23 protein-coding genes are annotated in these 26599 nt (G+C 57.0%); 17 read left to right on the top strand and 6 right to left on the bottom strand.

Features of this window, described 5'->3' with window-relative positions:
- The first annotated feature begins 1 nt into the window (after nucleotide 1).
- From COHPA_RS0109215 to COHPA_RS0109185, 7 genes are all read left to right on the top strand, one after another.
- Nucleotides 2-580 (top strand): DUF402 domain-containing protein, encoded by a 579-nt coding sequence (locus COHPA_RS0109215; RefSeq protein WP_027085888.1) that lies wholly within the window; start codon nucleotides 2-4, stop codon nucleotides 578-580.
- On the top strand, nucleotides 577-1179 hold the full coding sequence (lepB, locus tag COHPA_RS0109210; RefSeq protein WP_027085887.1) for a signal peptidase I: 603 nt from the start codon (nucleotides 577-579) through the stop codon (nucleotides 1177-1179). Before COHPA_RS0109215 ends, lepB begins: the two co-directional genes overlap by 4 nt.
- Nucleotides 1149-2327: a tRNA epoxyqueuosine(34) reductase QueG gene (gene queG, locus COHPA_RS0109205; protein WP_027085886.1), complete on the top strand. Its 1179-nt coding sequence runs from the start codon at nucleotides 1149-1151 to the stop codon at nucleotides 2325-2327. Before lepB ends, queG begins: the two co-directional genes overlap by 31 nt.
- Nucleotides 2328-2386: 59 nt before the next feature.
- Nucleotides 2387-3406, top strand: coding sequence for an HD-GYP domain-containing protein (locus COHPA_RS0109200; protein ID WP_027085885.1), 1020 nt, complete (start codon nucleotides 2387-2389; stop codon nucleotides 3404-3406).
- Nucleotides 3407-3491: 85 nt separating this feature from the next.
- A complete protein-coding gene (locus COHPA_RS0109195) occupies nucleotides 3492-3755 on the top strand; it encodes a YneF family protein (RefSeq protein ID WP_027085884.1) in 264 nt (87 codons plus the stop codon).
- A 28-nt stretch (nucleotides 3756-3783) separates the two neighbouring features.
- Nucleotides 3784-4377 carry a GTP cyclohydrolase I FolE gene (folE, locus tag COHPA_RS0109190; protein WP_027085883.1) on the top strand — a complete coding sequence of 198 codons (594 nt, stop codon included), beginning with the start codon at nucleotides 3784-3786 and terminating at the stop codon, nucleotides 4375-4377.
- Between the two features lie 160 nt (nucleotides 4378-4537).
- On the top strand, nucleotides 4538-5614 hold the full coding sequence (locus COHPA_RS0109185) for a Gfo/Idh/MocA family protein (protein ID WP_027085882.1): 1077 nt from the start codon (nucleotides 4538-4540) through the stop codon (nucleotides 5612-5614).
- Between the two features lie 64 nt (nucleotides 5615-5678).
- Here COHPA_RS0109185 and COHPA_RS0109180 read toward each other — a convergent pair whose 3' ends face one another.
- Together COHPA_RS0109180 and COHPA_RS0109175 are read right to left on the bottom strand one after the other, a co-directional pair.
- Entirely contained in the window at nucleotides 5679-6800 is a 1122-nt protein-coding gene (locus COHPA_RS0109180) for a Fe-Mn family superoxide dismutase (RefSeq protein ID WP_027085881.1), read from the bottom strand.
- A 78-nt stretch (nucleotides 6801-6878) separates the two neighbouring features.
- On the bottom strand, nucleotides 6879-7901 hold the full coding sequence (locus COHPA_RS0109175) for an alpha/beta hydrolase (RefSeq protein ID WP_027085880.1): 1023 nt from the start codon (nucleotides 7899-7901) through the stop codon (nucleotides 6879-6881).
- A 214-nt stretch (nucleotides 7902-8115) separates the two neighbouring features.
- Here COHPA_RS0109175 and COHPA_RS0109170 point away from each other — a divergent pair, with 214 nt between their 5' ends.
- On the top strand, nucleotides 8116-8859 hold the full coding sequence (locus COHPA_RS0109170) for an IclR family transcriptional regulator (protein WP_027085879.1): 744 nt from the start codon (nucleotides 8116-8118) through the stop codon (nucleotides 8857-8859).
- A gap of 889 nt (nucleotides 8860-9748) precedes the next feature.
- Here COHPA_RS0109170 and COHPA_RS0109165 read toward each other — a convergent pair.
- Nucleotides 9749-10801 (bottom strand): SepM family pheromone-processing serine protease, encoded by a 1053-nt coding sequence (locus tag COHPA_RS0109165; protein ID WP_027085878.1) that lies wholly within the window; start codon nucleotides 10799-10801, stop codon nucleotides 9749-9751.
- A 146-nt stretch (nucleotides 10802-10947) separates the two neighbouring features.
- Nucleotides 10948-13665: an aconitate hydratase AcnA gene (gene acnA / locus COHPA_RS0109160; RefSeq protein ID WP_027085877.1), complete on the bottom strand. Its 2718-nt coding sequence runs from the start codon at nucleotides 13663-13665 to the stop codon at nucleotides 10948-10950.
- A 224-nt stretch (nucleotides 13666-13889) separates the two neighbouring features.
- On the opposite strand from acnA, the gene COHPA_RS0109155 reads away from it, so the two are divergent.
- The 9 genes from COHPA_RS0109155 to COHPA_RS0109115 all read left to right on the top strand — a co-directional run bounded on the left by COHPA_RS0109155 (nucleotide 13890) and on the right by COHPA_RS0109115 (nucleotide 24175).
- A complete protein-coding gene (locus tag COHPA_RS0109155; RefSeq protein ID WP_027085876.1) occupies nucleotides 13890-14984 on the top strand; it encodes an amidase domain-containing protein in 1095 nt (364 codons plus the stop codon).
- Between the two features lie 16 nt (nucleotides 14985-15000).
- The gene (locus COHPA_RS0109150; protein WP_027085875.1) at nucleotides 15001-16164 is read left to right on the top strand and encodes a D-alanine--D-alanine ligase; all 1164 of its coding nucleotides are present in this window, start codon (nucleotides 15001-15003) and stop codon (nucleotides 16162-16164) included.
- Between the two features lie 209 nt (nucleotides 16165-16373).
- On the top strand, nucleotides 16374-19223 hold the full coding sequence (locus COHPA_RS24315; protein ID WP_084760520.1) for an S-layer homology domain-containing protein: 2850 nt from the start codon (nucleotides 16374-16376) through the stop codon (nucleotides 19221-19223).
- A gap of 442 nt (nucleotides 19224-19665) precedes the next feature.
- On the top strand, nucleotides 19666-19989 hold the full coding sequence (locus COHPA_RS0109140; RefSeq protein ID WP_027085873.1) for a hypothetical protein: 324 nt from the start codon (nucleotides 19666-19668) through the stop codon (nucleotides 19987-19989).
- Nucleotides 19990-20023: 34 nt separating this feature from the next.
- A complete protein-coding gene (gene uvsE, locus COHPA_RS0109135; protein WP_027085872.1) occupies nucleotides 20024-21043 on the top strand; it encodes a UV DNA damage repair endonuclease UvsE in 1020 nt (339 codons plus the stop codon).
- 143 nt (nucleotides 21044-21186) lie between these two features.
- Nucleotides 21187-21957: an enoyl-ACP reductase FabI gene (gene fabI / locus COHPA_RS0109130; RefSeq protein ID WP_035120466.1), complete on the top strand. Its 771-nt coding sequence runs from the start codon at nucleotides 21187-21189 to the stop codon at nucleotides 21955-21957.
- Between the two features lie 162 nt (nucleotides 21958-22119).
- Complete coding sequence (locus COHPA_RS0109125; RefSeq protein WP_027085870.1) at nucleotides 22120-22938, top strand: sulfite exporter TauE/SafE family protein; 819 nt, start codon at nucleotides 22120-22122, stop codon at nucleotides 22936-22938.
- 114 nt (nucleotides 22939-23052) lie between these two features.
- Entirely contained in the window at nucleotides 23053-23904 is an 852-nt protein-coding gene (locus tag COHPA_RS0109120) for an inositol monophosphatase family protein (protein ID WP_027085869.1), read from the top strand.
- Between the two features lie 46 nt (nucleotides 23905-23950).
- The gene (locus COHPA_RS0109115; protein ID WP_027085868.1) at nucleotides 23951-24175 is read left to right on the top strand and encodes a hypothetical protein; all 225 of its coding nucleotides are present in this window, start codon (nucleotides 23951-23953) and stop codon (nucleotides 24173-24175) included.
- 88 nt (nucleotides 24176-24263) lie between these two features.
- On the opposite strand, the gene COHPA_RS0109110 is transcribed toward COHPA_RS0109115, so the two are convergent.
- Together COHPA_RS0109110 and COHPA_RS0109105 are read right to left on the bottom strand one after the other, a co-directional pair.
- On the bottom strand, nucleotides 24264-25577 hold the full coding sequence (locus COHPA_RS0109110) for a glutamate-1-semialdehyde 2,1-aminomutase (protein ID WP_027085867.1): 1314 nt from the start codon (nucleotides 25575-25577) through the stop codon (nucleotides 24264-24266).
- 2 nt (nucleotides 25578-25579) lie between these two features.
- Nucleotides 25580-26596: an LCP family protein gene (locus tag COHPA_RS0109105; RefSeq protein ID WP_027085866.1), complete on the bottom strand. Its 1017-nt coding sequence runs from the start codon at nucleotides 26594-26596 to the stop codon at nucleotides 25580-25582.
- Between the last annotated feature and the right edge of the window lie 3 nt (nucleotides 26597-26599).

Raw genomic sequence — 26599 nt, 5'->3', positions numbered from 1 at the left:
CATGAGCTTGGTACAAAGTCCGTACAAGCGGTATGTGATCAAAAGCTTTAAGCACGACGGTTCTCTTCATCGCATGTGGAAGGCGAATTGGCTCGTTCCGACCGATAGGCTGCACCCCGATCATGCCGATCCTAGTTCCGTCTGGGTCTATCTCAACGACCAGACGACGATTATCGAGAGAGACGGCAAAGAATGGGTAAGCCGTATACCCGCCGTATCTTATTTTCTCCCGAACGAATGGTTTAACGTCGTCGCCTTGTTGGAGGACAAGGGCGTTCGCTATTATTGCAATCTTGCTTCCCCGCCTTATCGGTACGGGGACGTGCTCACTTATATCGATTACGATCTCGATCTCGTGTTGCTTCCGGACGGCTCCGTCCACGAGCTGGATCGGGACGAATTCAATCGGCACCGGGATGAATACCGCTACGGCGATACCGTACTTGAGCAGATCGGGACCGGTTTGCGCAAGCTTCAGGAAGCGATCCGCAAGACGTCGGCGCCTTTCGGCGACGAGACCGCGTACCGGTATTACGATCAATGGAAGCAATGGATGAACGCGGAAGGAGAGAGTTCATGAGCGAGATGAGTCAAGAGCCGCAGTCTTTAGGCCCGAAGGGAAGATCGCGGGCCGCGAAACAACCTTGGCTGGCAGGCTGGAAAAAAGAAGTTTGGGACTGGTCCAAGGCGTTACTCATTGCGTTAGTCATCGTGCTTGTGCTCAAGGCGTACGTCTTTCAGCTTTCTACCGTTAAGCTTCAATCGATGGAGCCGACGCTTAACGAGGGCGATTGGCTGTTCATTAACAAGATCGTTTATGAATTCGGCGAGCCTAAGAGAGGCGATGTCGTCGTTCTTAAAGACCCGAGCGAAGGTCCGAACCGCAAGGAGCACCTCGTCAAGCGCGTTATCGGCATTCCCGGGGATACGCTGGAGATCCGAGGCGGCCAGCTATACGTGAACGGAGTGATGCAAGTCGAGCCGTATACCGATGTTAAGATAGAGGATGGAGATTATGCGCAGATCACGGTATCTCCGGATCATTATTTCGTCATGGGGGACAACCGTCATCGGAACGGCAGCAAAGACAGTCGTACGTTCAATGAAGTGCCGGGCAAATTGATCGAAGGCCGCGGAGACATGATTCTATGGCCGATCAGCCGGTGGTCGGGACTGTGAAACGGGCTTCCGACCTCGTCTATTGGCAGGCGATCAAGGAAGAGCTGTTGGCGGCCGCCGCGGGCATGGGGATCGACAAGCTTGGCGTAACGACGGCGGATTCGTTCCCTGAGCTCAAAGAACGGTTGATTCGCCATCGCGAGCTCGGCTACGAATCGGGTTTCGAAGAGCCAGATTTGGATAAGCGGACGGAACCGGTGCTGACGATGCCCGGCGCCATGAGCATCATCTCGATCGCGGTGGCGTATCCGTCCAAGCTGAAGAACGCTCCCGTATCTGAACCCGGGCTGCGAAGAGGCATATTGTCGCGTTCGGCGTGGGGAGAAGACTACCATTCGGCGCTTAGACGCCGAATGGACAAGCTGGCGGCTTGGATTACGGAGCGCGTGCCGGACGTACGCCTAACGTCTATGGTCGACACCGGCGCGCTGTCTGACCGGGCGGTCGCCGAACGCGCCGGCATTGGCTGGAGCGGCAAGAATTGCTCGGTCATCGCGCCGGAGCTCGGGTCATGGCTCTACCTCGGGGAGATGATCACGGATTTGCCGCTGCCGTCCGATAAACCTATCAAGGACGGATGCGGAGACTGTACGATCTGCATCGATGCCTGTCCGACGGGCGCATTGGTAGGCCCGGGGCAATTGAACGCCCAGCGCTGCATCTCTTACGTTACACAGACCAAAGGAATCGTCGAGGACGAGCTGATGGCGAAGATCGGCAATCGGCTGTACGGCTGCGATACGTGTCAGATCGTCTGTCCGGTCAATCGCGGCATCGACGTGCGGATTCATGAGGAACTGCTGCCGGATCCCGAGATTGCCAAGCCGCTTCTCAGGCCGATTCTGAAGATGGGGAACCGGGAGTTCAAGATGAAGTTCGGCGTCAGCGCGGCCGCTTGGCGCGGAAGGAAGCCGATCCAGCGCAACGCGCTTATCGGACTCGGCAATTTCAAGGACAAGGAATCCGTTCCCGACATAGCTTCCGTGCTGAGGGACGATCCGCGTTACGAGCTTCGCGCTACCGCTGCGTGGGCGCTTGGCCGGATCGGCGGCGAAGAGGCGAAGCAAAGCCTTGAAGGCGCCAAGCAGACGGAGAAAGAACCGGAAGTCATCGCCGCTATCGAACGAGCGTTAGCGGTTTTAGGATAGTTTTGTCGATATAACAGCTAGAGATTCTTCATTATGCCAAGGAGCGGGAGTGATCGACTTTGAAGTTCGTCGATATCGAGTCGGTAGAACCGGGACAAATTCTCGGGAGAACGATTTTCTCATCCAACGGAACCGTATTGCTGTCCGCTGGGGTGCAATTGACGGTATACATGATCAGCACGCTGAAGCGGCTGGGCGTGACGGTCGTCTATTTGGACGACCCGCAATTTCGCGATATTACGCAAGAAGAAGTGCTGTCGGAGGAGACGAAACGGGTGGTCGTCGCCCAGATGTCGGAGACGTTCGAAGCGCTGCGCTCCGGCAAAGAATTCAGCACGAAGGCGATTAGCCAGACGGTCGACTCGATGCTGGACGAGGTTCTGCGCAATCAAACCGTGCTCGTTCAGCTCGGGGACATTCGCACGGCGGACAACGCCAGGTTCCTGCACGCGATGAACGTGTGCATGATGGCGTCGCTAATCGGTCTCAACATGGGCCTTAATATGATTCAATTGAAGGAGCTTGCGATCGGAGCGCTGTTGCACGATATCGGGAAAGTCGGCGCCCCGGAAGTGCAGGAAGGCCGCACGCATCATGCGTGGCGAGGCTTCGAATTGCTGAAGATGAAGCGGGAATACAGCTTGTTGACCGCGCACGTCGCTTTCCAACACCATGAGTTCGTGAACGGAGAGGGACAGCCGAGGAAGCTGTCGGGGGATGAAATTCATCTATACGCGAAAATAACGGCCGTGGTGAACAAATACGATAATTTGATCTTCGGATCGAACGGCGAACCTCCTGTTCAGCCTCACGTCGCATGCGAGGTTCTGAACGCGATGTCCGGCACGGAGCTCGATCATGAAGTGCTCGTGCAGTTTATGAAGATCGTATCCGTGTATCCGAACGGCGTATCCGTAAGGCTGTCGAACAAGCAGACGGGCGTAGTCGTCAAACAGCATCGCGGCTTGCCTAGCCGGCCTGTCGTGCGAGTCATCAACAAAGAGGACAACGACGCCGTGGCGAAGGAAATCGATCTCGCGCTTCAGACGACGATATTCATCGACGAAGTATTGAAGTAACCGTCGGACTTGCCGTTTGCGACTTCCCGTCCGGGATGCTATCATAGTACGACAGGTTCAATAAGCATGTTGGAGGGGTATTAAGATGTGGTCTTGGATCATTCCGATTCTGACATTGGTCGTCGGCTTAATCGTCGGCTTTATCGTCGGCGTATTTTATTTGCGAGCTCAAATGACGAAGATGCAAAGCAATCCCGAGTTGCTTCAGAAGATGGCCAAGCAAATGGGCTATAACATGAACAGCCAGCAGATCAAGCAAGCTCAGCAAATGATGAAGGGCCAAGGCACCGGCGGCGCGCCGAAGCAACCGGGCGGCTCCAACAAGAATAATCCGAAGTTCCGCAGATAAGATCGCATCGTAGCGAGGGGGAATCGCCGTGTCGGGAGTTAAAGATTACGTCAATACGCAAGTCGGCCGTAACCGCGAGCAAATCGAATTTCACATTCGCGAAATTCTGAAGCTCGTGGGCGAGAACGTGGAGCGCGAAGGCTTGCTGGAGACGCCCGCTCGCGTTACCCGTATGTATGAAGAGATCTTCGCGGGCTACGAGGTAGATGCCAGGGACGTCCTGGGCGTAACGTTCGACGAGCGGCACGAAGAGCTTGTTATCGTGAAGGATATCGTGTACTACAGCCAGTGCGAGCATCACATGGCGCCTTTCTTCGGGAAAGCGCATATCGGCTACATTCCGAGCGGCAAGATTGCCGGTCTTAGCAAGCTTGCGCGTCTGGTCGAAGCGATCACGCGACGTCTGCAGGTTCAAGAGCGGATCACGTCGCAAATCGCGGACATTATGGATGAAGTGCTTCATCCGCACGGCGTCATGGTTGTCGTGGAAGGCGAACACCTATGCATGTGCTCCAGAGGGGTGAAGAAGCCGGGAAGCAAGACGGTAACGTCGGCGGTCAGAGGGCAGTTCCGCCAGAGCGCGGCGTTGCGCGCCGAGTTTCTCGGACTTATTAAACAGTAAAGCAAACGCAAGATTGCCGGGGCGCAGAGCCTCGGCATTTTTCGTATAGACAAATGACCATAAGAAGTAAGCTAAATAGGCTCTCAAACCGCGGAAGCATTGTGCTTTATGATAGGGATAGAGCTTGTACTAACGATAATCATTGGAGGAAACGAATCCTATGTCTAAAGCAGGCAAACTCCGCCTCGGCTTGATCGGCGCGGGCAACATCGGCAACGTGCATCTGCAGGAATTCGGCGAACTGAAGGACGATTGCGAGTTCGTGGCGATTACGGATACGTACTTGCCGCTCGCGGAGCAGAGAGCCCAGCAATACGGCATCGCCGTCGTATCTCCTTCTCCGGAAGAGCTTATTCGCCGCGAGGACGTGGACGCGGTTATCGTCGCCGTTCCTAACTCCGCGCACGCGCCGCTTACGATTCTGGCGCTGGAGCATGGCAAACACGTTCTGGTCGAGAAGCCGATGGGCCTCGATTCCGAAGCGGCCAAAGAAATCGTACGCGCCCAGAAGCGCACGGGCAAAACCGTCATGGTCGCGCACCAAATGCGCTGGGAGCCGCTCGCGCTGCAAGTCAAAAGCCAAGTCGAACGCGGCGAGCTCGGCAACATCTACACGGCCAAAACCGGATGGTACCGCCGCAAAGGCATTCCGGGCTGGGGAACGTGGTTCACGCAGCATTCGCAATCCGGCGGCGGGCCGCTCATCGATATCGGCGTTCATATGCTCGACCTTGCTTTCTTCCTGATGGGAGAACCTAAGCCCGTATCCGTATACGGCTCCACATACGCGGAATTCGGCCCGCGCAAGAAAGGGATCGGCAACTGGGGCAAGCCGGACTGGAACGGCATCTACGACGTCGAGGACTTGGCGACGGCCATCATCAAGATGGACAACGGAACTTCGTTGACGCTTGAAGTCAGCTGGGCGGTTCATATGGACACCGACAGCTCGCCGTTCCTGCATCTGATGGGTTCTGACGGCGGCGCCATGCTGCGCGGCAGCGCCGGCAAATTCCTGACCGAGCGCTTCGACGAGACGGTCGACATCGAGCTGCAACCGCCGGCGGAAGACGAAGGCGCGCGCGTTCGCCTCAGCCGCCACTTCCTCGAATGCGTCCGCGAAGGCAAGACGCCTTGGACGTCCGCTGAAACCGGGTTGCGCAGCAACCTGATCATCGACGCGATCTACGAATCTTCCCGTACCGGCAGCGAAGTGAAGCTGGACTGGAGCCTATAATCGTCAAGGGGCTTTCCGCGCGGTCGAATATGACCGCAGGGAAGGCCCCTTGTTTCATTGCGGATCAGAACGGAATCCATTGCAGCTTCATCGCTTCTTGATGCCTCAGCGCCACGTACGGCCAATTGACGATGTTCCACCAATCCTTAATATAAGCGGCCCGTTCGTTCTGATGTTTCAGGTAGTAGGCATGCTCCCAGACATCTAGCGGCAACAGCGGGACGGCATCCCACTGGGACAAGTTCTGATGCTTCTCCGCCGTTAAGATCTCGAGACGATGGCTTCTCGGGCTCCAGACGAGAATCGCCCATCCCCCGCCCTCGACTTTATTCGCCGCCTCCGCGAACTGCTTTTTGAACGCGTCGAAGCTTCCGAAGCTGCGCTCGATATCCTGTAGAAGCAGACCGGACGGTTTTCCACCGCCTTTGGGCGACATCGCATCCCAGAAAATCGTGTGCAAGTAGTGACCGGCCCCATTGAACGCAAGCTCTCTCTCCCAATGCTTCACGAGATCGAAATCTCCGGATTTGCGGGCTTCCGCCAACTTGACCTCCGCTTTGTTCAAGCCGTCCACGTAACTTTGATGGTGCTTGTCGTGATGGATTTTCATCGTTCTTTCGTCGATCCATGGCTCGAGCGCCTTATACGAATAAGGAAGAGGAGGGAGCGCATGGCCGCCGATCGGAACGGCGTAGGGAGACAACGCGCCTGCGTTCGCCTGGACCATCGGTTCGGGCGATGCGGGGCGGATCGGACTATCCGCGGGCTCCGGTCCTTCATAGCCTTCCGGCGTGTCGGCGGATGCTTCGTCGATGCGGGGCAAAGCATGCTCGGGCAAGGAACGAATGGCAACGCTGTGGGCTTGCAGCAGCCGTAGATGCTGGGCGAACGCCTGAGACTGGTGCAAGGCGCTCTGCACGAACTGCGGCAATCGAACGTTCCAGGAACCGTACGCTTCGTCCGCGCGGTTGTTGCCCGCGTTTCGCAGCTCTTGTTTCGTCTGATTCACGAGCTCTCGCGTCCAGGCGAACGCTTGCTCCCACTCCCGGAGCAACTGCGCATATGGCGGCTCCAGTTCGGGGATGAGCTGTCTGATGGCAGCCGCATGCTCCTGCTCCCGGGCTTTGCTGGCCGCAATGTCGTCCAACATTCGCAGCGGCAATCGATCGCCGTTCGTCGGCAACATAAATATAACCCCTCCTCGTACGTCGCGTAAGGTCGTCTTCTTACCCAACGTATGCACGGGAGGGGGGGCTTATGCTCGCTATATGGCCGAATGGACGGCTTTTGCCGCGGATGCGGCGCCCACTTCGTCCAGGAACGCGGTCGTGCGCGCGACATATTCATCGGTATGCGTGCGGAAGATCATTTCGTGGATCGCATCTTGAACGATCCATAACCGCGATAGCTCGTTCGTCTGGGAGCGGGCGATATTCTCGGCGAGATAAGTCGGCGCTTTGTCGTCCGCGGTGCCGTGGATCAGGAAGATCGGAAAATCATACGCGGTATTCTGCACCTTCGCGGAAGGGATATCGGCCAGCGAGAAACCGCTCATGAGCGGGAAAAACAGGCGGATGAGCGAGACGGACGGATCTTTCGGCACGTTGATCTGTTGGCGCAGATTATAATACAGCGTTTCGCCGTCCGGCAGAAACGTGCTGTCCAGGATCATCGCGTCGACGGGCTCCGACTTGAGCGCGGCTTGCAGCGCCGTCCCTGCTCCCATCGAGAATCCCCATACGATGAGCTCGTCGCTTTGCTGCGAACGGGCATACCGTATAGCTCCGATTAGCTGGTCGGATTCGGACAGGCCTCCGGTCGCCGGGGAGTAATGGGTCGTGCTGGCGAACCCGTAATCGAACATGAGCACGTTATAGTTGCGTTCGTGGAGGAGAGAGGCAAGTCCGTACATCGGTACCCAAGCTTCTTCGCGGTTCGTGCCGTAGCCGTGGCTGAGCACGACCGTTTGGCGGCTGTCCGCCGAAGGAATCCACCAACCGTCGACTAACGTCTTGCCGTCGGCGCTCGGGAAAGTCACCTCGGCATATTCGAGCTGCACGGCCAGCATAGGGTTCGAAGCAAGCGGAGCGACGGGCGGGCGCGCAAGCTTATATGCGACATAGGCATGAAGGGAGAATAGAATTGCTAGAATACAACTTAGAGAGATGAGAGCAACTTTGAACGCGGTGCGCCATACGCGATAGGCGCGCCGTCGAACGGCTGGGATGGCCGGTGCGGGAAGCGATCCGGCGCCTCCGAGAGGTAGGGGTGTCGACATCGTCGTCATGAGTGATCGCCTCTCTTTGCATACGCTTACATAATGAGTATATTCTCATCGTAGATCGCCGGCATCCAAGCGTCAATGAGACGCGCCCACTTGTAAAAACGCCGTAACGAAATTGTAATAAAGCGCTTCCAACATTTACGCGGACCAGGATAGGTGTTATACTAGGCGTAACAGGGTTTCACTGAATGAAACAATTAAAGGAGGTACGGTGAGGATGGAGGAGGACAAAAAGACGGTTAGAGCCGTTGAACGGGCTCTCGACGTGTTGCTCTGTTTCGTTTCGGGCAGCGAGTGGGGATTAACGGAGATCGCCGGTCGCGTCAGCCTTCATAAAAGTACCGTATTCCGTTTGTTAGCGACGTTGGAAGCGAAGGGCTTCGTCAAGCGGGACGCGGCGACGGACAAATACCGGCTCGGCTTAAGCGTGCTCGAGCTGTCGGCGCATCTCTCGCGGTCGGACGATCCTTCGGTCATGCTGCTGCCGGAGATGGAGCGGCTGCGGGACGAGCTTGGCGAGACGGTCAGCTTGTACGTGCGCGACCGTATGGAGCGGGTCAGAATCCAAGCGGTGCAGAGCACGCAAGCGATCCGCCGCGTAGCCTCGGTCGGCGCGCGCTTGCCGCTGTCGGTCGGCGCGTCGAGCAAAGTGCTGCTCGCCTTCGACGAGCCCGGCGTGCGCAGCCTCGTCATGTCCGATCCGGCTTGGCCGGCCGGACTGCAGCGTCAAGCGATCGTGCGGCAGCTTGACGAGATCTTGGCCGCCGGCTACGCGACGAGCTTCGAGGAGCGCGAGCCAGGGGCTGCGGCCGTGGCGGCGCCGATCTTCAATCGCTCGGGCAAGCTGGTCGCCGCGCTCGCGGTGTCCGGCCCGTCCAACCGGCTCACGCCGGACATCATGCACGAGCACGCTCCCGCGATCATGGAAGCGGCAAGACGAATGGGCGCGCTGCTAGGTTAGCGCCGGCGCGAGCGAGGGGCAGTCCGGGCCGGCACGCATGAGCGGGAGATAGCCGAGGAAATCAGGTAACTAGTCCCTAAATGGCACGCATGAACGGGAGATAGCCGAGGAAATCGGGTAACTACTCACTAAATGGCACGCATGAGCGGGAGATAGCCGAGGAAATCGGATAACTACTCACTAAATGGCACGCATGAACGGGAGATAGCCGAGGAAATCGGGTAACTACTCACTAAATGGCACACATGAGCGGGAGATAGCCGAGGAAATCGGGTAACTAGTCCCTGAATGGCACGCATGAACGGGAGATAGCCGAGGAAATCGGGCAACTAGTCCCTGAATGGCACGCATGAACGGGAGATAGCCGAGGAAATCGGGTAACTAGTCCCTTAATGGCACGCATGAGCGGGAGATAGCCGAGGAAATCGGGTAACTACTCACTAAATGGCACACATGAGCGGGAGATAGCCGAAGAAATCGGGTAACTAGTCCCTGAATGGCACGCATGAACGGGAGATAGCCGAGGAAATCGGATAACTAGTCACTAAATGGCACGCATGAGCGGGAGATAGCCGAGGAAATCGGGTAACTAGTCCCTTGATGGCACGCATGAGCGGGAGATAGCCGAGGAAATCGGGTAACTACTCACTAAATGGCACGCATGAGCGGGAGATAGCCGAGGAAATCGGGTAACTAGTCCCTGAATGGCACGCATGAGCGGGAGATAGCCGAGGAAATCGGGCAACTAGTCCCTGAATGGCACGCATGAACGGGAGATAGCCGAGGAAATCGGGTAACTAGTCCCTTGATGTTACAAAAAACACGCCGCACACTCCAGAAACGGAGTTGGCGGCGTGTTCTACTCTAACTGCTTCAAAACAAAATGACGTCACTTCGCAGGCTCCGGATTGGCCGGGAGCTCCTTCAGGAACTTGACCGCGTCGTCCAGCGTTGCGACCTTGACGAGCTTAGGGGACAGGTCGTACTTCTTCACCGTCTCCTCGGCGAGCTTCCAGTTTGAGAAGTCTCCAGAATACGGAACGAGGAAGTAGTCGGCATTTTCGTTGTCCGCGGCCATCAATTTGTAATTGATGCCGCCGATCTGGCCGACGGCTCCGTCCATGGCGATCGTGCCGGTGCCCGCGATTTTGTACCCTTTGGTCAAGTCCTCTTCGGTGAGCTGGGATATAATCTCGAGCGCCATCATCAGGCCGGCGGACGGCCCTCCGATATCGCTGAAATCGAACTTGACCGGGTCCGGCGGCGTCACCTTCAGCACGAGATCCCGTTGGAAGCCGATGCCGGTACGCCCGTCATCCAGCTTAATGAGCGTTAAAGTCGCCTTGAACGTGGATTCGCCGCGTTTTCCGGACACTTGGACGACGTCGCCCGGTTTTTTGCCGGATATGTATTGGACGAAATCTTCGAATTTAGTCGTGTTATGCCCGTCGATCTGCGTAATGATGTCGCCTTCCTGCAAGCCGCCCTCGCGCGCCTTGGAGCCGGGAAGGAAGCTGACGACGATGACGCCTTGTTCCTCGAAGTCGATCTCTTTGCCCATCGCGTGGTACGCGGCTACCATAGCGATATTCTCCGAGCTGTCGCGCATCCATGCGAGCAGGTTCCGGTAAGCTTCTAAATTCGTTCTGCCGCCGGTCGCCTTCTCCTCGGTTTGAATGTCGAGCTTCGGGTTAAGCTTGGCGTATAGCAGCGAGAATAAGTTCGGCTTCGACCGCGAAGAGACGGTAACGAACAGGAACTGTCCTTTCTGATCGAGCTTGTGGCCGGTCTCTACGCGCGAATGGATGGGATCGGCCGAGCCCGGACCGGTGATGACGTAAGGCCACGATTTCAGATAGGCGAACAAGTATAAGGCGATCAGCAAGCCGACGAGCGGCAGCTTCCATGAACGGCGGAACGAGGACTTCGGTCTCGATGTCAATGAGGTCACTCCTAAACTTACGATTCGATGAAGAGGTCCGTACCATTATACCCTATATAAGAGTATTTTTCGAAAATAACGCTTAGACGAAAGAAGACCTTCCGGCATCCAAAGGGATACGGGAAGGTCTTCTTCGATAGATACGATTATGCTTGGTTGGCGAGCATTTGACGGAGAACCGTCTGCAGAATGCCGCTGTTGCGGTAGTAGTCGACGTCGACGAGGGAGTCGAGACGTACGATTGCCGTGAAGTCGAAGGTCGTGCCGTCTTCGCGCTTAGCGGTAACCGTAATCGGCTGGCCTGGTTGAACGTCGTTGGAAAGGCCGTTAAACTCGAACGTTTCGCGACCCGTGATACCGAGCGATTTCCACGATTCGCCCGCTTTGAATTGAAGCGGGAGTACGCCCATGCCGACCAGGTTAGCGCGGTGAATGCGCTCGAAGCTTTCGGCGATGACCGCTTTGACGCCGAGCAGGAACGTACCTTTAGCCGCCCAGTCGCGGGAGCTTCCGGTGCCGTACTCTTTGCCCGCGATAACGACGAGGTTCGTGTCGGACGCTTGATACTTCATCGACGCGTCGTAGATGGACATCACTTCGTCGGTCGGCAAGTAAGTCGTTACGCCGCCTTCGGTGCCGGGAGCCACTTGGTTGCGGATCCGGATGTTGGCGAACGTACCGCGCATCATGACTTCATGGTGACCGCGGCGGGAGCCGTACGAGTTGAAGTCTTCTTTCTTGACGCCATGCTCGAGCAAATATTTGCCCGCAGGGCTGTCGACTTTGATGTTGCCGGCAGGCGAGATATGGTCGGTCGTTACGGAGTCGCCCATCAGTGCAAGCACGCGAGCGCCGTTAATATTCGCGATATCGCCGGCTTGCGGCGCAAGGCCTTGGAAGAACGGCGGGTTCGCGATGTACGTGGACTTGTCGTCCCACTCGTACAGATCGCCTTTAGGTACCGGAATATCGTTCCATTGTTGGTTCTGCGTGAAGACGTTCGCGTATTTCGCGCGGAACATCTCTGGCGTAAGCGAAGCTTGAACCGCTTGTTGGATTTCTTCGTTCGTAGGCCAAATATCTTTCAGATAGACCGGCTTGTCGTTGTCGCCGTAGCCGATCGGATCTTTGGTCAGGTCGATGTTGACCGTGCCGGCGAGTGCGTACGCGACGACAAGCGGAGGCGAAGCGAGATAGTTCGCTTTGACTTGCGCGTGAACGCGGCCTTCGAAGTTACGGTTACCGGAAATCACCGCGGCCACCGTCATGTCGTTGTCGGCGATCGCTTGGCTGACTTCGTCCGGCAGCGGACCGGAGTTGCCGATACAAGTCGCGCAGCCGTAGCCTGCGACGTAGAAGCCGATTTTCTCGAGGTAAGGCAAGAGGCCTGCTTTAACCAGGTAGTCGGTAACGACGAGGGAACCCGGAGTAAGGGAACTCTTGACGTAGCCTGGTTTCTTCAAACCGAGCTCGACGGCTTTCTTAGCGACGAGACCCGCGCCGACCATAACGCTAGGGTTGGACGTGTTCGTACAGCTCGTGATCGCCGCGATAACGACGGCGCCCGTGTCCATCTTGCTCGTCTGGCCGTTCGGATGCTTAACTTCGACGGATTGGGCGATCTTGTCGTCGGAAAGGCCGAAACCGCCTTTGTCGATCGGATTGCGGATCGCGTCGTTGAAGTTTTGTTTCATGTTCGTCAGCTCGACGCGGTCTTGCGGACGCTTAGGACCTGCAAGGCTCGGCACGATCGAAGACAGGTCGAGCTCGAGGATGTCGGTGAACACCGGATCCGGTGTCGCGTCCGTGCGGAACATGCCTTGCGCTTTGTAGTAGTCGCGAACGAGCTCGATCTGAGTTTCTTCGCGGCCCGTCAGGCGCATGTAGTTAAGCGCTTCTTCGTCGATCGGGAAGAAGCCGATCGTCGCGCCGTATTCGGGAGCCATGTTGGCAACCGTCGCGCGGTCTGCCAGGCCGATGTTCGAGAGACCGGGGCCGAAGAATTCGACGAATTTTCCTACGACGCCTTTTTTGCGGAGCATTTGGGTAACCGTGAGCGCGAGGTCGGTCGCCGTAGCGCCTTCCGCGAGTTTGCCCGTCAGCTTGAAGCCGATAACTTCAGGCATGACGAAGTACAGCGGCTGGCCGAGCATGCACGCCTCGGCTTCGATGCCGCCGACGCCCCAGCCTACGACGCCGAGACCGTTGATCATCGTCGTGTGGGAGTCCGTTCCGACGAGGGAATCCGGGTACACTTCGGTTACGCCGTTCTTCGTTTTCGTTGCGGCAACGGATGCCAGGTATTCCAAGTTCACTTGGTGAACGATACCCGTTCCCGGAGGAACCGCGCGGAAGTTATCGAACGCCGTTTGCGCCCAGCGCAGGAAGCGGTAACGCTCGTTATTGCGTTCGAATTCGATGTCCGTATTCGTCTTGAGCGCGTCGGCCGTGCCGAACGCGTCGACCATGACGGAGTGGTCGATGACGAGATCGACCGGTACGAGCGGGTTAATCCGGTTAGGGTCGCCGCCGGCTTGCTTAACCGTCTCGCGCATCGCCGCAAGGTCTACGACGACCGGTACGCCGGTGAAGTCCTGCAAGACGATGCGTGCAGGGATGAGTGGAATTTCTTTGTCTTCGCGGCCATTCGCCCAGTTCGCCAATTGCTTGACGTGGTCTTGGGTAATTCCGCGGCCGTCGTACTGACGGATTGCAGCTTCCAGCAAAACTTTGATCGAGAACGGGAGTTTGGAGATCGGGCCTACGCCTTGCTCCTCCAACGCTTGCAGACGGTAGTACCGGAAGGATTTACCGGTCGACTGAAGGTCTGCTTCGACTTGATAAGGCAGTTTCGACAATTCCATGCGCCTCCTAGCTTTGTTTCATACAATGAAACACGATTTCAAAAATTTCTCTACACGACAAGTATACTCTTTTCGTCATTTGACGTAAAGACGTTATCATACCTATTCCTATATCATGCCGCATGGGGGAGGGCTTTCATCCGCGGGGAAAATGGCATCGAACCGAGACGGCGGCCATAAAATGTACGGATGCCCCTACGTCTTCATCCGGGAGGGAATGAGCGGTGCCGAATCAAGCGTCGAAAGCGGCGGATTGGAAGGATGCGTTGTTCCGTTACGTGAGCACTATGAACGAAGCGGCGTTGAGCCGAGACTCGGGCGTGCTGAAGCAGATTGCCGACATCGGACAGCGGGATCGGCTCGCGAAACGGATGCGGGTGACGATCATAAGGGAGAGAAGAGCGGGAATCAAACCGCTGCACAGCGAAATACGGACGCGGATCGAAAGCCACCGCGCGAACCAAGCGGAAGCCGTTGCGGACATCGCGTTGCACGCGGTGCGGACGTTCGAGCAGAACGGGCAGCCGTGGCAGGAGGAACGCATCGACCGCGAGCGCGTGAAATTCGTGCGGATGGGACAAAGCTGGAGACTGTACGCCGTGCAGCCCCTTGTATCGGAATGGCATCCGGACGTCGACGTCGTCATCGAGGCGGAACCGGGACATGATCGCGCCCATGGGACGGACTCTTACAAGAAAGCCGTCGCGCCTTCGCTTCCTTATATAAATCCGAACGCCATGCACAACTTCAAGTCGCGTGTGTATGCCGGTTCTAGCCTCGGGACGGACGACGGCTACGAGCAGGTTTGGCGCCACGCGCCTTACCGGCGAGAATCGGCGGTCGCGTATGCGGAAAGATGGTGGAACGAGCCGAATAAAGCTTACGAGGAGTTCGCCGTCAACTGCACGAATTACGTCTCCCAGTGTATCTTTGCAGGCGACATCCCTATGGACTATACTGGGAGAAGGGAATCGGGCTGGTGGTACAAAGGTCGACAGAATAATGTCGAGCAATGGAGCTACAGCTGGGCGGTCGCCCATGCGCTGCAGCACCAATTGTCGCAACCGCGGGCTTCCGGCTTGCGGGCGGAGGCCGTTCCGAGGCCGGATATGCTTCGGTTGGGCGACGTTATCTGCTACGACTGGGACGGAAGCGGACGGTTTCAGCACAATACGATCGTCACGGCGTTCACGCCGGACGGGATGCCCCTCGTTAACGCGAATACGGTCAGCAGCCGTCACCGTTATTGGGACTATCGCGATTCGTATGCTTGGACGGACAGGACCCAGTACCGTTTTTTCCATATTACTGATGAATGATGAACCGGAGGTCCTTATGGGGAACAAAATTCGCGTCGGTCTCGTGTACGGAGGACGTTCGGGAGAGCACGAAGTGTCGTTGCAAACCGCGCTGGCGGTATCCAAAGCATTCGACTACGACAAATATGAACTCATTCCTTTCTATATTACCGCCAAGGGGCAATGGAGATCCGGCCTTGCGCTGGCAGCGCCGCCGTCCGCGGTGTCCGAATTGCAGTTCCGGTCCGCGGCCGATCAGGATGCGGCTGGAGACGATACCGGCTCTCTGAGCGAGGGTGGAGGCGCGAACGCGTTGTTGCCGGTGCTGCAGGGGATTACGGAAGTGGTCGGTGTTGATGAGGCTAGCGACATTGGCGCGGACAAGACGATCGACGTCATGTTCCCGCTGCTTCACGGCACGTTCGGCGAAGACGGCACGATTCAAGGGCTGTTCGAGATGGCGGGACTTCCTTACGTAGGCTCGGGAGTGCTGTCATCGTCCGTCGGCATGGACAAAGTCGCCATGAAGACGATGTTCGCGCAGGCGGGGCTGCCGCAAGTCGGTTATCGTCATTTCATTCGTCACGCATGGAACAAAAACCGGGCGGCGGTGCTGGCGAACGTCGAAGAGCTTGGTTACCCATGCTTCGTTAAACCGGCTAATCTCGGCTCTAGCGTGGGCGTATCCAAGGCGCGCGATCGCGACGAGCTGATCGCGGCGATCGAAGAAGCGTTGCGTTTCGACCGCAAAGTCATCGTCGAAGAGTTCTGCGACGCGAGGGAGATCGAAGTCGGCGTGCTCGGCAACGACGAGCCGCGGGCTTCCGTGGTCGGCGAAATCGTTAGCTCGAATGAATTCTATGATTATAAAGCCAAGTACGTCGACGGCAAGTCGGCGATGGTCATTCCGGCGGAGATCCCGCAGGAGACCGCTCAGGCGGTACGCGAGATGGCGATCCGCGCGTTCATGTCGATCGACAACTCCGGCCTGTGCCGCGCGGATTTCTTCATGCGCCGCAGCGACGGGAAGCTGTTCATCAACGAAGTGAACACGATGCCGGGTTTTACGCCGTTCAGCATGTACCCGCTGTTGTGGAAGGAAACCGGTCTTTCCTATCGCGAACTGCTGGATGAGCTGATCCGGCTGGCGATCGAGCGCCACTCCGAGCGGCAGTCGCTCGAGTACGGCGGCGGGGAGTAACGGAAACGGATAATGAATAACACGCCAGCGTTAAGAAGGGGCAGTTCCCAAAGTCATGATGTAATGACCTAGGGAACTGCCTCTTCTTTTTTTGGTTTGCGCAAGAGTTGATAAAATGAATAAAGATTAGTAAAAAAATGTCGTATTAAGTAGATTGTTGTAACCTATCATGGTAAAATTACCCTGCTAAAGACAGGATTAACCCGGAGGTGCAAGCATTGTTGAAAAGAAAGTGGAGCTTAATCGTACTTGCATTTATTTTTTGTTTTTCGAGTTTTGCATCTGCAGCGGGTCAAAAGAGCGATATAAAAGGACACTGGGCAGAGCCGTTGATCGCGGCGTGGAAAAGCAAAGGACTTATTAACGGATACAAGGACGGCACTTTCAAACCGGATACGCCGGTTTCTAAGTCCGAATGGATCAAATTGATCAATTCCTCGCTCGGGTACACCGAGCAAGCTGAGTTCACTTATAAGGACGTCAGGAAGTCCGATTGGTTTGCCGGAGAAGTCGGCAAAGCCGTCGCGGCAGGCTATATCGGCGGAGATTCCGCCGGAGTTTTCATGCCTAGCCAATCTGTAACGAGAGAGCAAGCGGCTGTCATGCTTCAGAAGGCGTTATGGCTGCCTTCCGAGGAGGGCGCTTCTTTCTTAGATAACGAAGAAATCGACAAGGCAAGCTTGGGTGCGGTTGGAGCGTTGCAAAAACAAGGATTGATAGCAGGCGCGAACGGCAAGTTCAAACCGAAATCGAGTTTAACCAGGGCCGAAGCAGTCGCGTTGCTGGACAGGGTCGTAAAGGCAGATGCGATCGTATTCGACAAACCGGGTACGATCGGTCCTGCGGCAGGACAAGCTTATTATCCTAAATCGATCGTACTGAATGTGTCAGGCATCAAGCTGCAAAACGCGCAAATAAACGGCAACTTGACGGTCGGCAGCGCGGTCGGCGACGGAGACGCGTTCGTTGATAACGTGAAAGTCACAGGAACGACGTTCGTGCAGGGCGGAGGCGCGAACAGCGTGCATTTCAAAAATACGGCGATGGTGACCATCGTCGTCGATAAGCAGACCGGCGCTGTCCGCATCGCTGTCGAAGGCCAGTCGCAGATCGGAACGATCACGCTGCAGTCTGGCGCCAACATCGAATCCGCGAACACCGCTAGCGTAAACACGGTAAGCTTATCCGATAAACTGCCGGCCGATTCCTATGTGAGGCTGTCGGGAACATACTCGACCGTCAACGTACTTGCGCAGAGCATTATCGTCGACATCCCCGATGGCAGCATCGAAGATTTGAATATCGACGACGATGCAGCCGATAGTACGATCAAGCTGCAGAAGGAAGCTTCCGTACTCAACATGATTTTGAATGCCGCAGCCCAAATTTTGGGCGAAGGCAAGGTTGGCAATGCGGTAATTAACGCTGAAGGCGTCGAGATGGACAAAGCACCAGATAACGTAAAGCTCGGTCAAGATGTGAAGGGTGACGTACAGATTACGGTCGGCGGACAATCGCGTCCCGCGTCCGAGCCGGCGGTCCAATCGCCGGTCGTCGTTACGCCGCCGAGCGCGCCTTCGGATTCGACGCCGCCCACTTTGACTGCGGTTTCGCCCTCGATGGTAACGGTCGGTCAAGCCGTTTACGCCACCAGCAACGAAGCGGGGACGATCTATCTGGTGAAAGACGTCATCGTGCACACTTCGACGACTTATCTGGAACTAGCCGTGCAGAATGGCGACGGAATCAAGCTGTCGGCACAAGCCGCGACCGCCGTTACGTTCCAGACGGCGGGACTCGCAATAGGCAATTGGAAATTGGTTGCCGCGGACGGGACGGGGAATACTTCTTCTCCGGCCGCGATAACGATTCTAGCGGCCAACGGTGATGGGCTAGCCTATCGAAATTATGCCATTGGGTATAACTCGAGTATTTTTATCATATTCAACAAGATGATCGTCAACAACATGAGCGACATGGACGAACTGAAGTCGCGAGTTAGCTTTTCTACGGATAACGGCGCGACGTTTAGTTCTCTTCAAAGCGGCGACCAGTTGTACATTTCCTCCGATACTCTCTTCGTCGTATTTGAGAACGAGTTCAGGGGAGGCGGCAATATTCTTAAAGTAGCGGCCAACTCTCTGAGAGATACGAACGGGAACGTGCTTGCGGCGGATGTCATGACGCCTGCCATTTCCCAAGGCGTCAACCTGTCGATGATCAGTCATACAGTATTGCCGGTTATGATCGATGTAGGAGATGATTTGATATTTAGCGTTGACCGGGCTACGATGGTGTATTTGGTGCCGCAGTCGACGAATGGCAACCAGACAGTGTATGATTCTACGGTTACGGACGGCTTAGGAAAGGCAATCGACGTTTCATCGGACGATGTGGATAAGCCGCTAACTTTGGATACGGCAGGCCTGCAGCCTGGCAAATATCGATTGCACGCATGGAACGGGGAATCGGTCAGCGTAGAAATATCGGTGTCTCCGCCGTTGGAATATACGCAAATCGCGATATACAATAGAGCACCATCGGAAGAAGATTCGGTTACGATCACCGGCTTGATCGAAGGGGACGTCATTAAAGTGTACTCGAGTCCGGGTTCCGGATTATTAGGGTCAGGTACGGTTGCGAGCGGTCAAACCTCCGTGACGATCGGTAATCTGACTCTGAATGACGTCAGCGGAATACTATTTTTCACAAGAACGCAAGCAGGCAAAGGAGAAAGCAGCGAGATCGGCTACGGATACTCCGATGCTAACGATCCGCCGGTCGCCATCGACAACGTTACCGTAGCTTTGAACGGGACGACGACTTCCCAAACATTCTCCTACCCGTACTCCGAGCTCGCGACGGATTCGGGCGAATCGTTGCGAATCGTGAACGCCGTATCTTCGGATACGGATGTCGCGACGGTAACATGGAACGGCGAATATGGAGAAGTTACGATTTCGCGTGGTAGCGCGACGGGAACCTGCACCGTGACGGTTACCCTAAAGGACAGTCCTGGACTTCTTGTCGATGTAATCGTTACCGTTACGAATAACTAAGCCGCCAAGAAGCGAAGCGCCCCCCGTAGAATGGACATTGGATTAAACCCGTGGTTTAACCGATGAGATTCTAGGGGGCGCTTCTTTGTGTCGGTGAAACCACGGATTTGCACTAGGCCTCGTAGCTGCGACATCAGCAACTGCACCAAGTACAGTTACTTACTCCGAAACTCCAATCTCTACTGAATACCTGCATGAAATACATCTCTTGACCGCCAAATCCACCGAAATCTTCTTTTGTTGCCAAATTAATTGTACTTCATGCAGGCTTCGAGCTAAGGCAATTACGAACCCGCAGGGCTAACTGTATTCCATGCAGGCAGTTACACAACATCCTGGGTCAATCGAGGGCATAAAACCCCTCCGCACAAGATGCAATCCGCGACCGCCGCGGGTTATAATGGTCTCACAACGTTAACGAACCGAGGGGGACGATGTATCCATGGGCTTCCAAACCGAATTCAATTCCGTCTGTAAATTCAAGTCGGACAGCGAGCTTTACGAATTGCTCGAGTACGGCCGCGGCAAGATGGTCAAGAAGCAATACCGCATTTTCCCGACGGGGCAGAAGGTGATCGCGTACGCGCCGGACAACACGGCGGTCGCCATCGTGCGCATTCTGGCGTCGATCGCGGAGAAGAACTTCCAAGGCGAAGAAGTGACGCAAGTAGAGATGGAGCTCATTCGAAAGCTGACGCCGGAAGAGTCCAAGATTCAGACCGCGCTCGCTTATGAAATGTTTTTCGGCGAACAAGAGCAAGCTTAGTACGGAAGACGACTAAGCTTGGAGGTAAGGCAGCATGATCGTAAGGTTCGGATTCGTCGCCATGTCGGTACAACTCGAGGACGCTTCGCCTTCGCGCACGATGACGATGGCTACGTTCTCCAAGCTTGCGGACCGCGAAGCGGCCTTGCGCAAGCTCGTGCAGATCGCCGAGCTGAACCTGCACAACACGCTCAAGCTGCTTAAGCATTGCCGTTACATGGGCGTTAAGCTTTACCGGATGACCTCGAAAATCATCCCGCTGGTCACCCACGAACGGCTGAAGGACTGGGATCCCTACCCTGCGCTCGCGCAGCGGTTCGCGGATGTCGGTTCTTTCGCGCGCGAACACGGCATCAGGGTTTCTTTCCATCCCGACCACTACACCGTGCTAAGCACGCCCCGCGAGCAAGTGTACCGCAATTCGGTCGCCGAGCTCGATTATCACGTCCGAATGCTGGAATTGATGGGTCTCGACGATTGGGCGACGTGCAATATCCACGTGGGCGGCAGTTACGGGGACAAGACAACGTCGGGACAACGGTTCGTCAGCCAGTTTAACGCGATGGAAGACCGAATCAGGCACCGGATTACCCTGGAAAACGACGATAAGACTTTCACCGCGCTCGAGACGCTTCGAATTAGCGAGGAGGTCGGCGTTCCGATGGTGCTCGATATTCATCATCATGCGGTGAACCCCGGCGAAGAGCAAGCGCACGAGCTATGGCCGGCGATCCGCCGAACGTGGGAGCGGTCGGGGTGGAACGCGCGTAACGGGATACGAATGGGCGATCCGGGCTGGCTGCCGCCGAAAATCCACGTCTCGAGCCCGAAGAGCGAGACGGACCCGAGAGGACACGCGGATTACGTCGACCCGGAGCCTTTGCTGCAATTCCTGTACGCGATCGCGGGCTCGACGGCGGCGGTCGACGTCATGATCGAGGCGAAGCGGAAGGACGAAGCGCTCGTGAAGCTGATGGCAGACCTAAGTCTCGCGGAAGCTTCGGGAGCGCCGATTCGCGTCCTTGAAGGGGGAAGCATCGAGATACTCGGTTAAGCGGTTACACGATGATTGGACAACGGTTGCAATCCCGTCTGAAATACGTTACGTTGGAAAATGCAGGGGCGTTGCTTCGGTCTTTGCCAAGCGTGACCGGCCGGGCGCCGCTTCCTATTCATGGCGAGGGGGAAATGAAGCGAATGAGTGGATTGCTGCAGGGGAAAAATATCGTAGTTATGGGTGTCGCGAACGAACGGAGCATTGCCTGGGCGATCGCCCAATCGCTTGCGTCGCAAGGCGCGAGACTGATCTTTACATACGAAAGCGAGCGGGTCGAGGAACGCGTGCGCAAGCTAGCCGATACGATTCCGAATTCGCTGACGCTGCTGTGCAACGTCGCCTCCGACGAAGACATCGGGGGGCTTGCGCACCGGCTCAAAGAAGAGGTAGGCGTTCTTCACGGGCTTGCCCACTGCATCGCGTTCGCGAAAGCCGAGGAGCTCGACGGCCAATACGTCGATACGTCCCGCGCAGGCTTCGCGCTCGCGCACGACATAAGCGTATACTCGCTCACGGCGGTCGCGCAGCGGCTCCACCCGCTTATGACGGAGGGCGGCAGCATCGTTACGCTGACTTATCTCGGCGCCCAGCGCTCGCTTAAGAATTACAACGTCATGGGCGTCGCCAAAGCGGGACTTGAAGCATCCGTTCGTTACTTGGCTAGCGATCTCGGACCGCAGCAAGTTCGCGTGAACGCGATCTCCGCCGGCCCGATCCGCACGCTCGCGGCCAAAGGAATCGCGGGGTTCAACACGATCCTCAAGCAAGTCGAAGAGAAAGCTCCGTTACGCCGCAACACGGAGGCTGCGGAAGTCGGCGACACCGCGCTGTTCTTGATGAGCCACTGGGCTCGCGGCATCACCGGCGAAGTGTTGTACGTAGATAACGGCTATAATACGGTGGGTATTTAAATGCTACCCTCCGTCCTTGAAACCGCTAAGCGAAGCCGCTTGGCGGTTTTCGTCGCTTAATGGCAGCCTCCGTTCGCGTATGCATCGTTTCGTTTACGGGTAGTAGGTTATATGTTAGCTTAAGGATGAACCAATGAATCTTGCATCGGAGTGTTAAACCTCATGGGACTGTTGTTTCTATTCGTCGTCGGAGTCGTCGCGGCCGTCTTCGGCAGCATCGTCGGGCTTGGCGGCGGCATTATTATGGTACCGGTTCTCGTCGTGCTTGGAGAGCGGATCGTAGGAGATCCCGTCACGACGCAGATCGCGGTCGGCACGTCTCTCGCCGTGCTCATCTTCACGGCGCTGTCCGCGACCTATACGTACCGTAAGCAAGGCAAAGTCGATGTTCGCACGGGCTGGCTGTTCTTCGCGACGAGCGGTCCGTCCGCGATGGTCGGGGCGCAACTGACGACCGGAATCGCCCAAGGTCCTTTCCAACTGTCTTTCGGTCTGTTCATGTTCGTCATGTTCGGACTGATGATCGCCAGGCAGAAGATGAAACCGCTCCGAGTAAATTGGTCGGTACAGCGGACGTTCACCGACGGCAGCGGCGCCGCGCATACGTATGGCTATAACGTCGCGCTCGCTTTGATCATCGGCTGCGGGGTCGGACTGTGCTCCGGCTTGTTCGGGATCGGCGGCGGCTCGTTGTTCGTGCCGCTGATGGTAATTCTGTTCCGATTCCCGCCGCACGTGGCCACGGCTACGTCGATGTTCGTGATTTTGCTGTCGTCCGTATTGGGAAGCGGCGTTCACGCTTGGCACGGCAACATCGATTGGCTGTTGTTCGCGGCACTCATGCCGGGGGCGATCATAGGCGGTCGATTAGGTGCGGTCATCGCTTCGAGGATGAGCGGCAAGCAATTGATCGGGCTGTTGCAGGCGACTTTGCTCGGAATGGCGATCTATCTGATCATTCAAGGCGTCCGGGAGATGTAAAAACGTTCGAAATTCCTATTTAAATCGCAACCGCAATGCTGTAATTTCGTATATGCTAGTGGTATGATGCACGATCGACCGCGATAATGAATAAGAGGATTCGAGGGATGACGGATGAGCGACAACCTGCCGAATAACGCCATAGGCGGCAAAAGCTTTACGGCTGTCGCGATCAATTGCGCGGCGAAAGCCGGGGAATGGATCCAAAGCAAATTAGGCACGATTACGCAATTGGACACGAAATATTCGATGCACGATCTCGTGACCGAAGTCGATAAAGGCTCGGAACGGATGATTCGCAATTTGGTCGGCACGCATTTTCCGCACCATGCTTTTCTCGGGGAAGAAGGCGTGGAACCGGGTCCTGAGGCGTCCGCGAAAGCGATTCGGGATATGGGCGACGAGGAATACTTGTGGATCGTGGATCCCGTCGACGGCACGACGAACTTCGTGCACGGCTTCCCGTTCTTCTCGGTATCTATCGCGCTAGCGCATAGAGGGCAAGTGATCGTCGGCGTCGTGTACGACCCGTCCAGAGACGAGCTGTTCGTGGCGGAGAGAGGCAAGGGAGCTTACGTTCACGGCCGTTCCATGCGCGTGTCGCAGGAGCTTACGCTGGGACAGAGCCTGATCGCCACCGGTTTTCCGGCGGAGCAGCATGTGGCTTTGCCCGCCAACCTGAAGGGCATTCAGGCGCTCGCCCCGAAAGTGCGCAACCTGCGAATGGGGGGCTCGGCGGCGCTGCATCTCGCCTATGTGGCTGCCGGAAGGCTTAGCGGATTCTGGGAGTACAACCTGAGCGCTTGGGATATCGCCGCCGGGGCTTTGCTCGTCGAGGAAGCGGGCGGTCGCCTATCGGATGTTGCCGGCGAGCCGTATCATCTCGGCGTAAGGAACGTCGCGGCCAGCAACGGACATGTTCACGACGAGCTGGTCGAGGAACTTCGCAAAGCTTCGCTCACATGAGGCGGACGACTTTCGACCATCCTAGCTAAGGAAGGGAGCGAGAGTAGTGGAGCATGATAACCCTAAAGTCCGTTCGGCCGAAGAGCTGTTGGCCGAACGGTTGACCGAAGGAGAGCAGGAAGCGGACGCGCCCGAGGTCGAGGCGGTAAGGCGGATTTCGCCGCGGTGGGAAGTGCGCGTGCAAGCGGAGCGGGACCCGGTCGCGGAAGAGACGAAACTCTACCGGACGATCGCGCGCGAAGTGGACGGCAGATACGATAAGCACGAGTAGAGCAGAAGGGCAATCCCCCGGTTTATGAAGCCGAGGGATTGCCCTTCTTCGCGTGCTGTGGCAGGCCGCTTTAGCGGAACGCCGTGTCTTACATATGGGCGAACGCGTATTCCGCCGCCGCGATCGTCTCGTCGATATCGGCGTCCGTATGCGCCGTCGTGAGGAACCACGCCTCGTACTTCGACGGCGCCAGATAGATGCCTCGGTCCAGCATGAGCCGGAAGAAGCGGGCGAAGCGTTCGCCGTCCGTATCCTGCGCTTCGTCGTAGTTCGTGACGGGATGGTTGCAGAAGTGCGTCGAGAACGCGCCGGCGATGCGGTTGATCGTGAGCGGGATGCCGTTCTTGGCGGCCGCGTTCTGCAAGCCGCCGATCAAACGAATCGTTTGCCGCTCCATCTTCTCGTACACGCCGGGCTCGCCAAGAACCTCCAGGCACGCGATGCCCGCCAGCACGGAAGCCGGATTGCCGGCCATCGTGCCCGCCTGATAAGCCGGACCGAGCGGCGCGACCTTCTCCATGATGTCCTCGCGTCCGCCGTAGGCGCCGATCGGCAAGCCGCCGCCGATGATTTTGCCTAGCGCGGTCAAGTCCGGACGAATCGCCTCTTGGTCCGCGAAGGCGGAGAACGTCTGGGCCGATCCGTAATGGAAGCGGAAAGCGCAGATGACCTCGTCGTAGATGACGAGCGCGCCGGCTTCCCTCGTCAGCTTGCATAGCCCTTCGAGGAAGCCGGGCTTCGGCATGACCATGCCGAAGTTGCCGACGATCGGCTCGACCATGACCGCCGCGACGTCGTTGCCCCATCGCGCCAGCGCTTCCCGCAGGCCGTCCGAATCGTTGAACGGAACCGTGATCACTTCGCTGGCGATGCTGGCAGGCACGCCCGCGCTGTCGGGGATGCCGAGCGTGGACGGGCCGGAGCCCGCGGCTACGAGCACGAGGTCGGAGTGGCCGTGGTAACAGCCGGCGAACTTGATGATTTTGTTGCGGCCGGTGTACGCCCGCGCGACGCGGATCGTCGTCATGACCGCTTCCGTGCCGGAATTGACGAACCGCACTTTGTCCATAGACGGGATCGCGGCTTTCAGCTTCTCGGCCAGTCGAATCTCGTGCTCGGTCGCCGTGCCATACAATGTACCGTTCTGAGCCGCCCTCACGATCGCCTCCGTGACATGCGGGTGGGCGTGTCCGGTAATGATCGGGCCGAACGCCGCCAAGTAATCGATGTACCGGTTGCCGTCGACGTCCCAGAAATAAGCGCCTTCTCCGCGTTCCATGAAGACGGGGGCGCCTCCGCCTACCGCTTTGAACGAACGGGAAGGGCTGTTCACGCCTCCGACGATGTGCCTTTGTGCTTCCTCGTATAATGCCGCCGATCTCGTTCTTTGCTGCTGTGTCATGATTATAGTTGTCCTCCTGCCGCGCTTGAAGGAGATGCAGACGGGGACGGCGTCGCTGCCGTCAAGCTCTCGTCCTTCGTCAGCATGAGCTGAACGTAAGCCTTAAGCGCTTCTTTATCTCTAATGGCGAGCACCGATGAGCCGCCGATTTTCTCGTCCGCCAGCAGCTCGTTCGGAGGCGCTTGGTACGAACCGGCTTGGTGCGATTTGTAGCCGAGGCTGCCGAGCTTGAGCATCTCGCGGGAAGTCAAATTCGTCTCGATATAAGGGGCGATGTCGCCGAGAATGTCCGGCAGCTTGATCAGGTTCCACCCGGACTGCAGCTTGTCCGCGATCGCCTTCAGCAGCTCGCGCTGCCGGCCGGTCCGCGTGAAGTCGGACAGCCTGTCGTGGCGGAACCTCGCGTATTGCAGCGCCTTCTCGCCGTCGAGATGCTGGAACCCTTTTTTTAAGTTGATATCGTATTTATGTTCGTCCGCGGAATCGGACCAGCGCATGTCCTTCTCCACGTAGAAGTCGACTCCGCCGATGGCGTCCACCAGCTTGATGAATCCTTGAAAATCGACGTACACATAGTATTGGATATCGAGTCCGAGCAGGTTGCCGATCGTCTTCATCGACAGGTTCGGGCCGCCGAGAGACAGGGGCGTATTCGCCCGGTTGTCTTTATAGCCCGGGATCTCGACCCAAGTATCCCGCAGGACGGAGAAGAGATGGATCGTCTTCTTCTGCGGATCGATCGAGACGACGAGCATCGAGTCGGATCTCGCGATCTCGCCTTCGCGCAGCCCGCGCTCGTCGCCGCCCATAAGCAGAATGTTAACCCTCTCCGTGCCTTCCCACTCGGGCGGCTTCTCCTCGACCTTCTCCTCGAAATGGCCGAAGCGCGACTCTTCCTTGGACTTATTGAAATCGCTCAGGTTCTCGTTCGCGCGGTAAGCCCACCACCCGATAAAGCAGAAAGCGATGAACAGCACGGCAAGAACGCCGAATAGCGCATATCTCCATTTTCTCGACATTCG

Origin of the sequence: Cohnella panacarvi Gsoil 349, from assembly GCF_000515335.1 — a bacterium.
In the GTDB taxonomy this organism is placed as follows: domain Bacteria; phylum Bacillota; class Bacilli; order Paenibacillales; family Paenibacillaceae; genus Cohnella; species Cohnella panacarvi.
This window is presented reverse-complemented; position numbering and strand designations above follow the sequence as displayed.

Excerpts from the sequence above, each read along its gene's own strand:
- lepB (WP_027085887.1), top strand. The coding sequence starts at position 577 with ATGAGCGAGATGAGTCAAGAGCCGCAGTCTTTAGGCCCGAAGGGAAGA.
- COHPA_RS0109125 (WP_027085870.1), top strand. The coding sequence starts at position 22,120 with ATGGGACTGTTGTTTCTATTCGTCGTCGGAGTCGTCGCGGCCGTCTTC.
- COHPA_RS0109170 (WP_027085879.1), top strand. The coding sequence starts at position 8,116 with ATGGAGGAGGACAAAAAGACGGTTAGAGCCGTTGAACGGGCTCTCGAC.
- COHPA_RS0109175 (WP_027085880.1), bottom strand. The coding sequence starts at position 7,901 with ATGACGACGATGTCGACACCCCTACCTCTCGGAGGCGCCGGATCGCTT.
- COHPA_RS0109140 (WP_027085873.1), top strand. The coding sequence starts at position 19,666 with ATGGGCTTCCAAACCGAATTCAATTCCGTCTGTAAATTCAAGTCGGAC.
- COHPA_RS0109185 (WP_027085882.1), top strand. The coding sequence starts at position 4,538 with ATGTCTAAAGCAGGCAAACTCCGCCTCGGCTTGATCGGCGCGGGCAAC.
- COHPA_RS0109215 (WP_027085888.1), top strand. The coding sequence starts at position 2 with ATGAGCTTGGTACAAAGTCCGTACAAGCGGTATGTGATCAAAAGCTTT.
- COHPA_RS0109150 (WP_027085875.1), top strand. The coding sequence starts at position 15,001 with ATGGGGAACAAAATTCGCGTCGGTCTCGTGTACGGAGGACGTTCGGGA.
- COHPA_RS0109180 (WP_027085881.1), bottom strand. The coding sequence starts at position 6,800 with ATGTTGCCGACGAACGGCGATCGATTGCCGCTGCGAATGTTGGACGAC.
- COHPA_RS0109110 (WP_027085867.1), bottom strand. The coding sequence starts at position 25,577 with ATGACACAGCAGCAAAGAACGAGATCGGCGGCATTATACGAGGAAGCA.
- COHPA_RS0109120 (WP_027085869.1), top strand. The coding sequence starts at position 23,053 with ATGAGCGACAACCTGCCGAATAACGCCATAGGCGGCAAAAGCTTTACG.
- COHPA_RS0109105 (WP_027085866.1), bottom strand. The coding sequence starts at position 26,596 with ATGTCGAGAAAATGGAGATATGCGCTATTCGGCGTTCTTGCCGTGCTG.
- COHPA_RS0109195 (WP_027085884.1), top strand. The coding sequence starts at position 3,492 with ATGTGGTCTTGGATCATTCCGATTCTGACATTGGTCGTCGGCTTAATC.
- fabI (WP_035120466.1), top strand. The coding sequence starts at position 21,187 with ATGAGTGGATTGCTGCAGGGGAAAAATATCGTAGTTATGGGTGTCGCG.
- queG (WP_027085886.1), top strand. The coding sequence starts at position 1,149 with ATGGCCGATCAGCCGGTGGTCGGGACTGTGAAACGGGCTTCCGACCTC.
- uvsE (WP_027085872.1), top strand. The coding sequence starts at position 20,024 with ATGATCGTAAGGTTCGGATTCGTCGCCATGTCGGTACAACTCGAGGAC.
- acnA (WP_027085877.1), bottom strand. The coding sequence starts at position 13,665 with ATGGAATTGTCGAAACTGCCTTATCAAGTCGAAGCAGACCTTCAGTCG.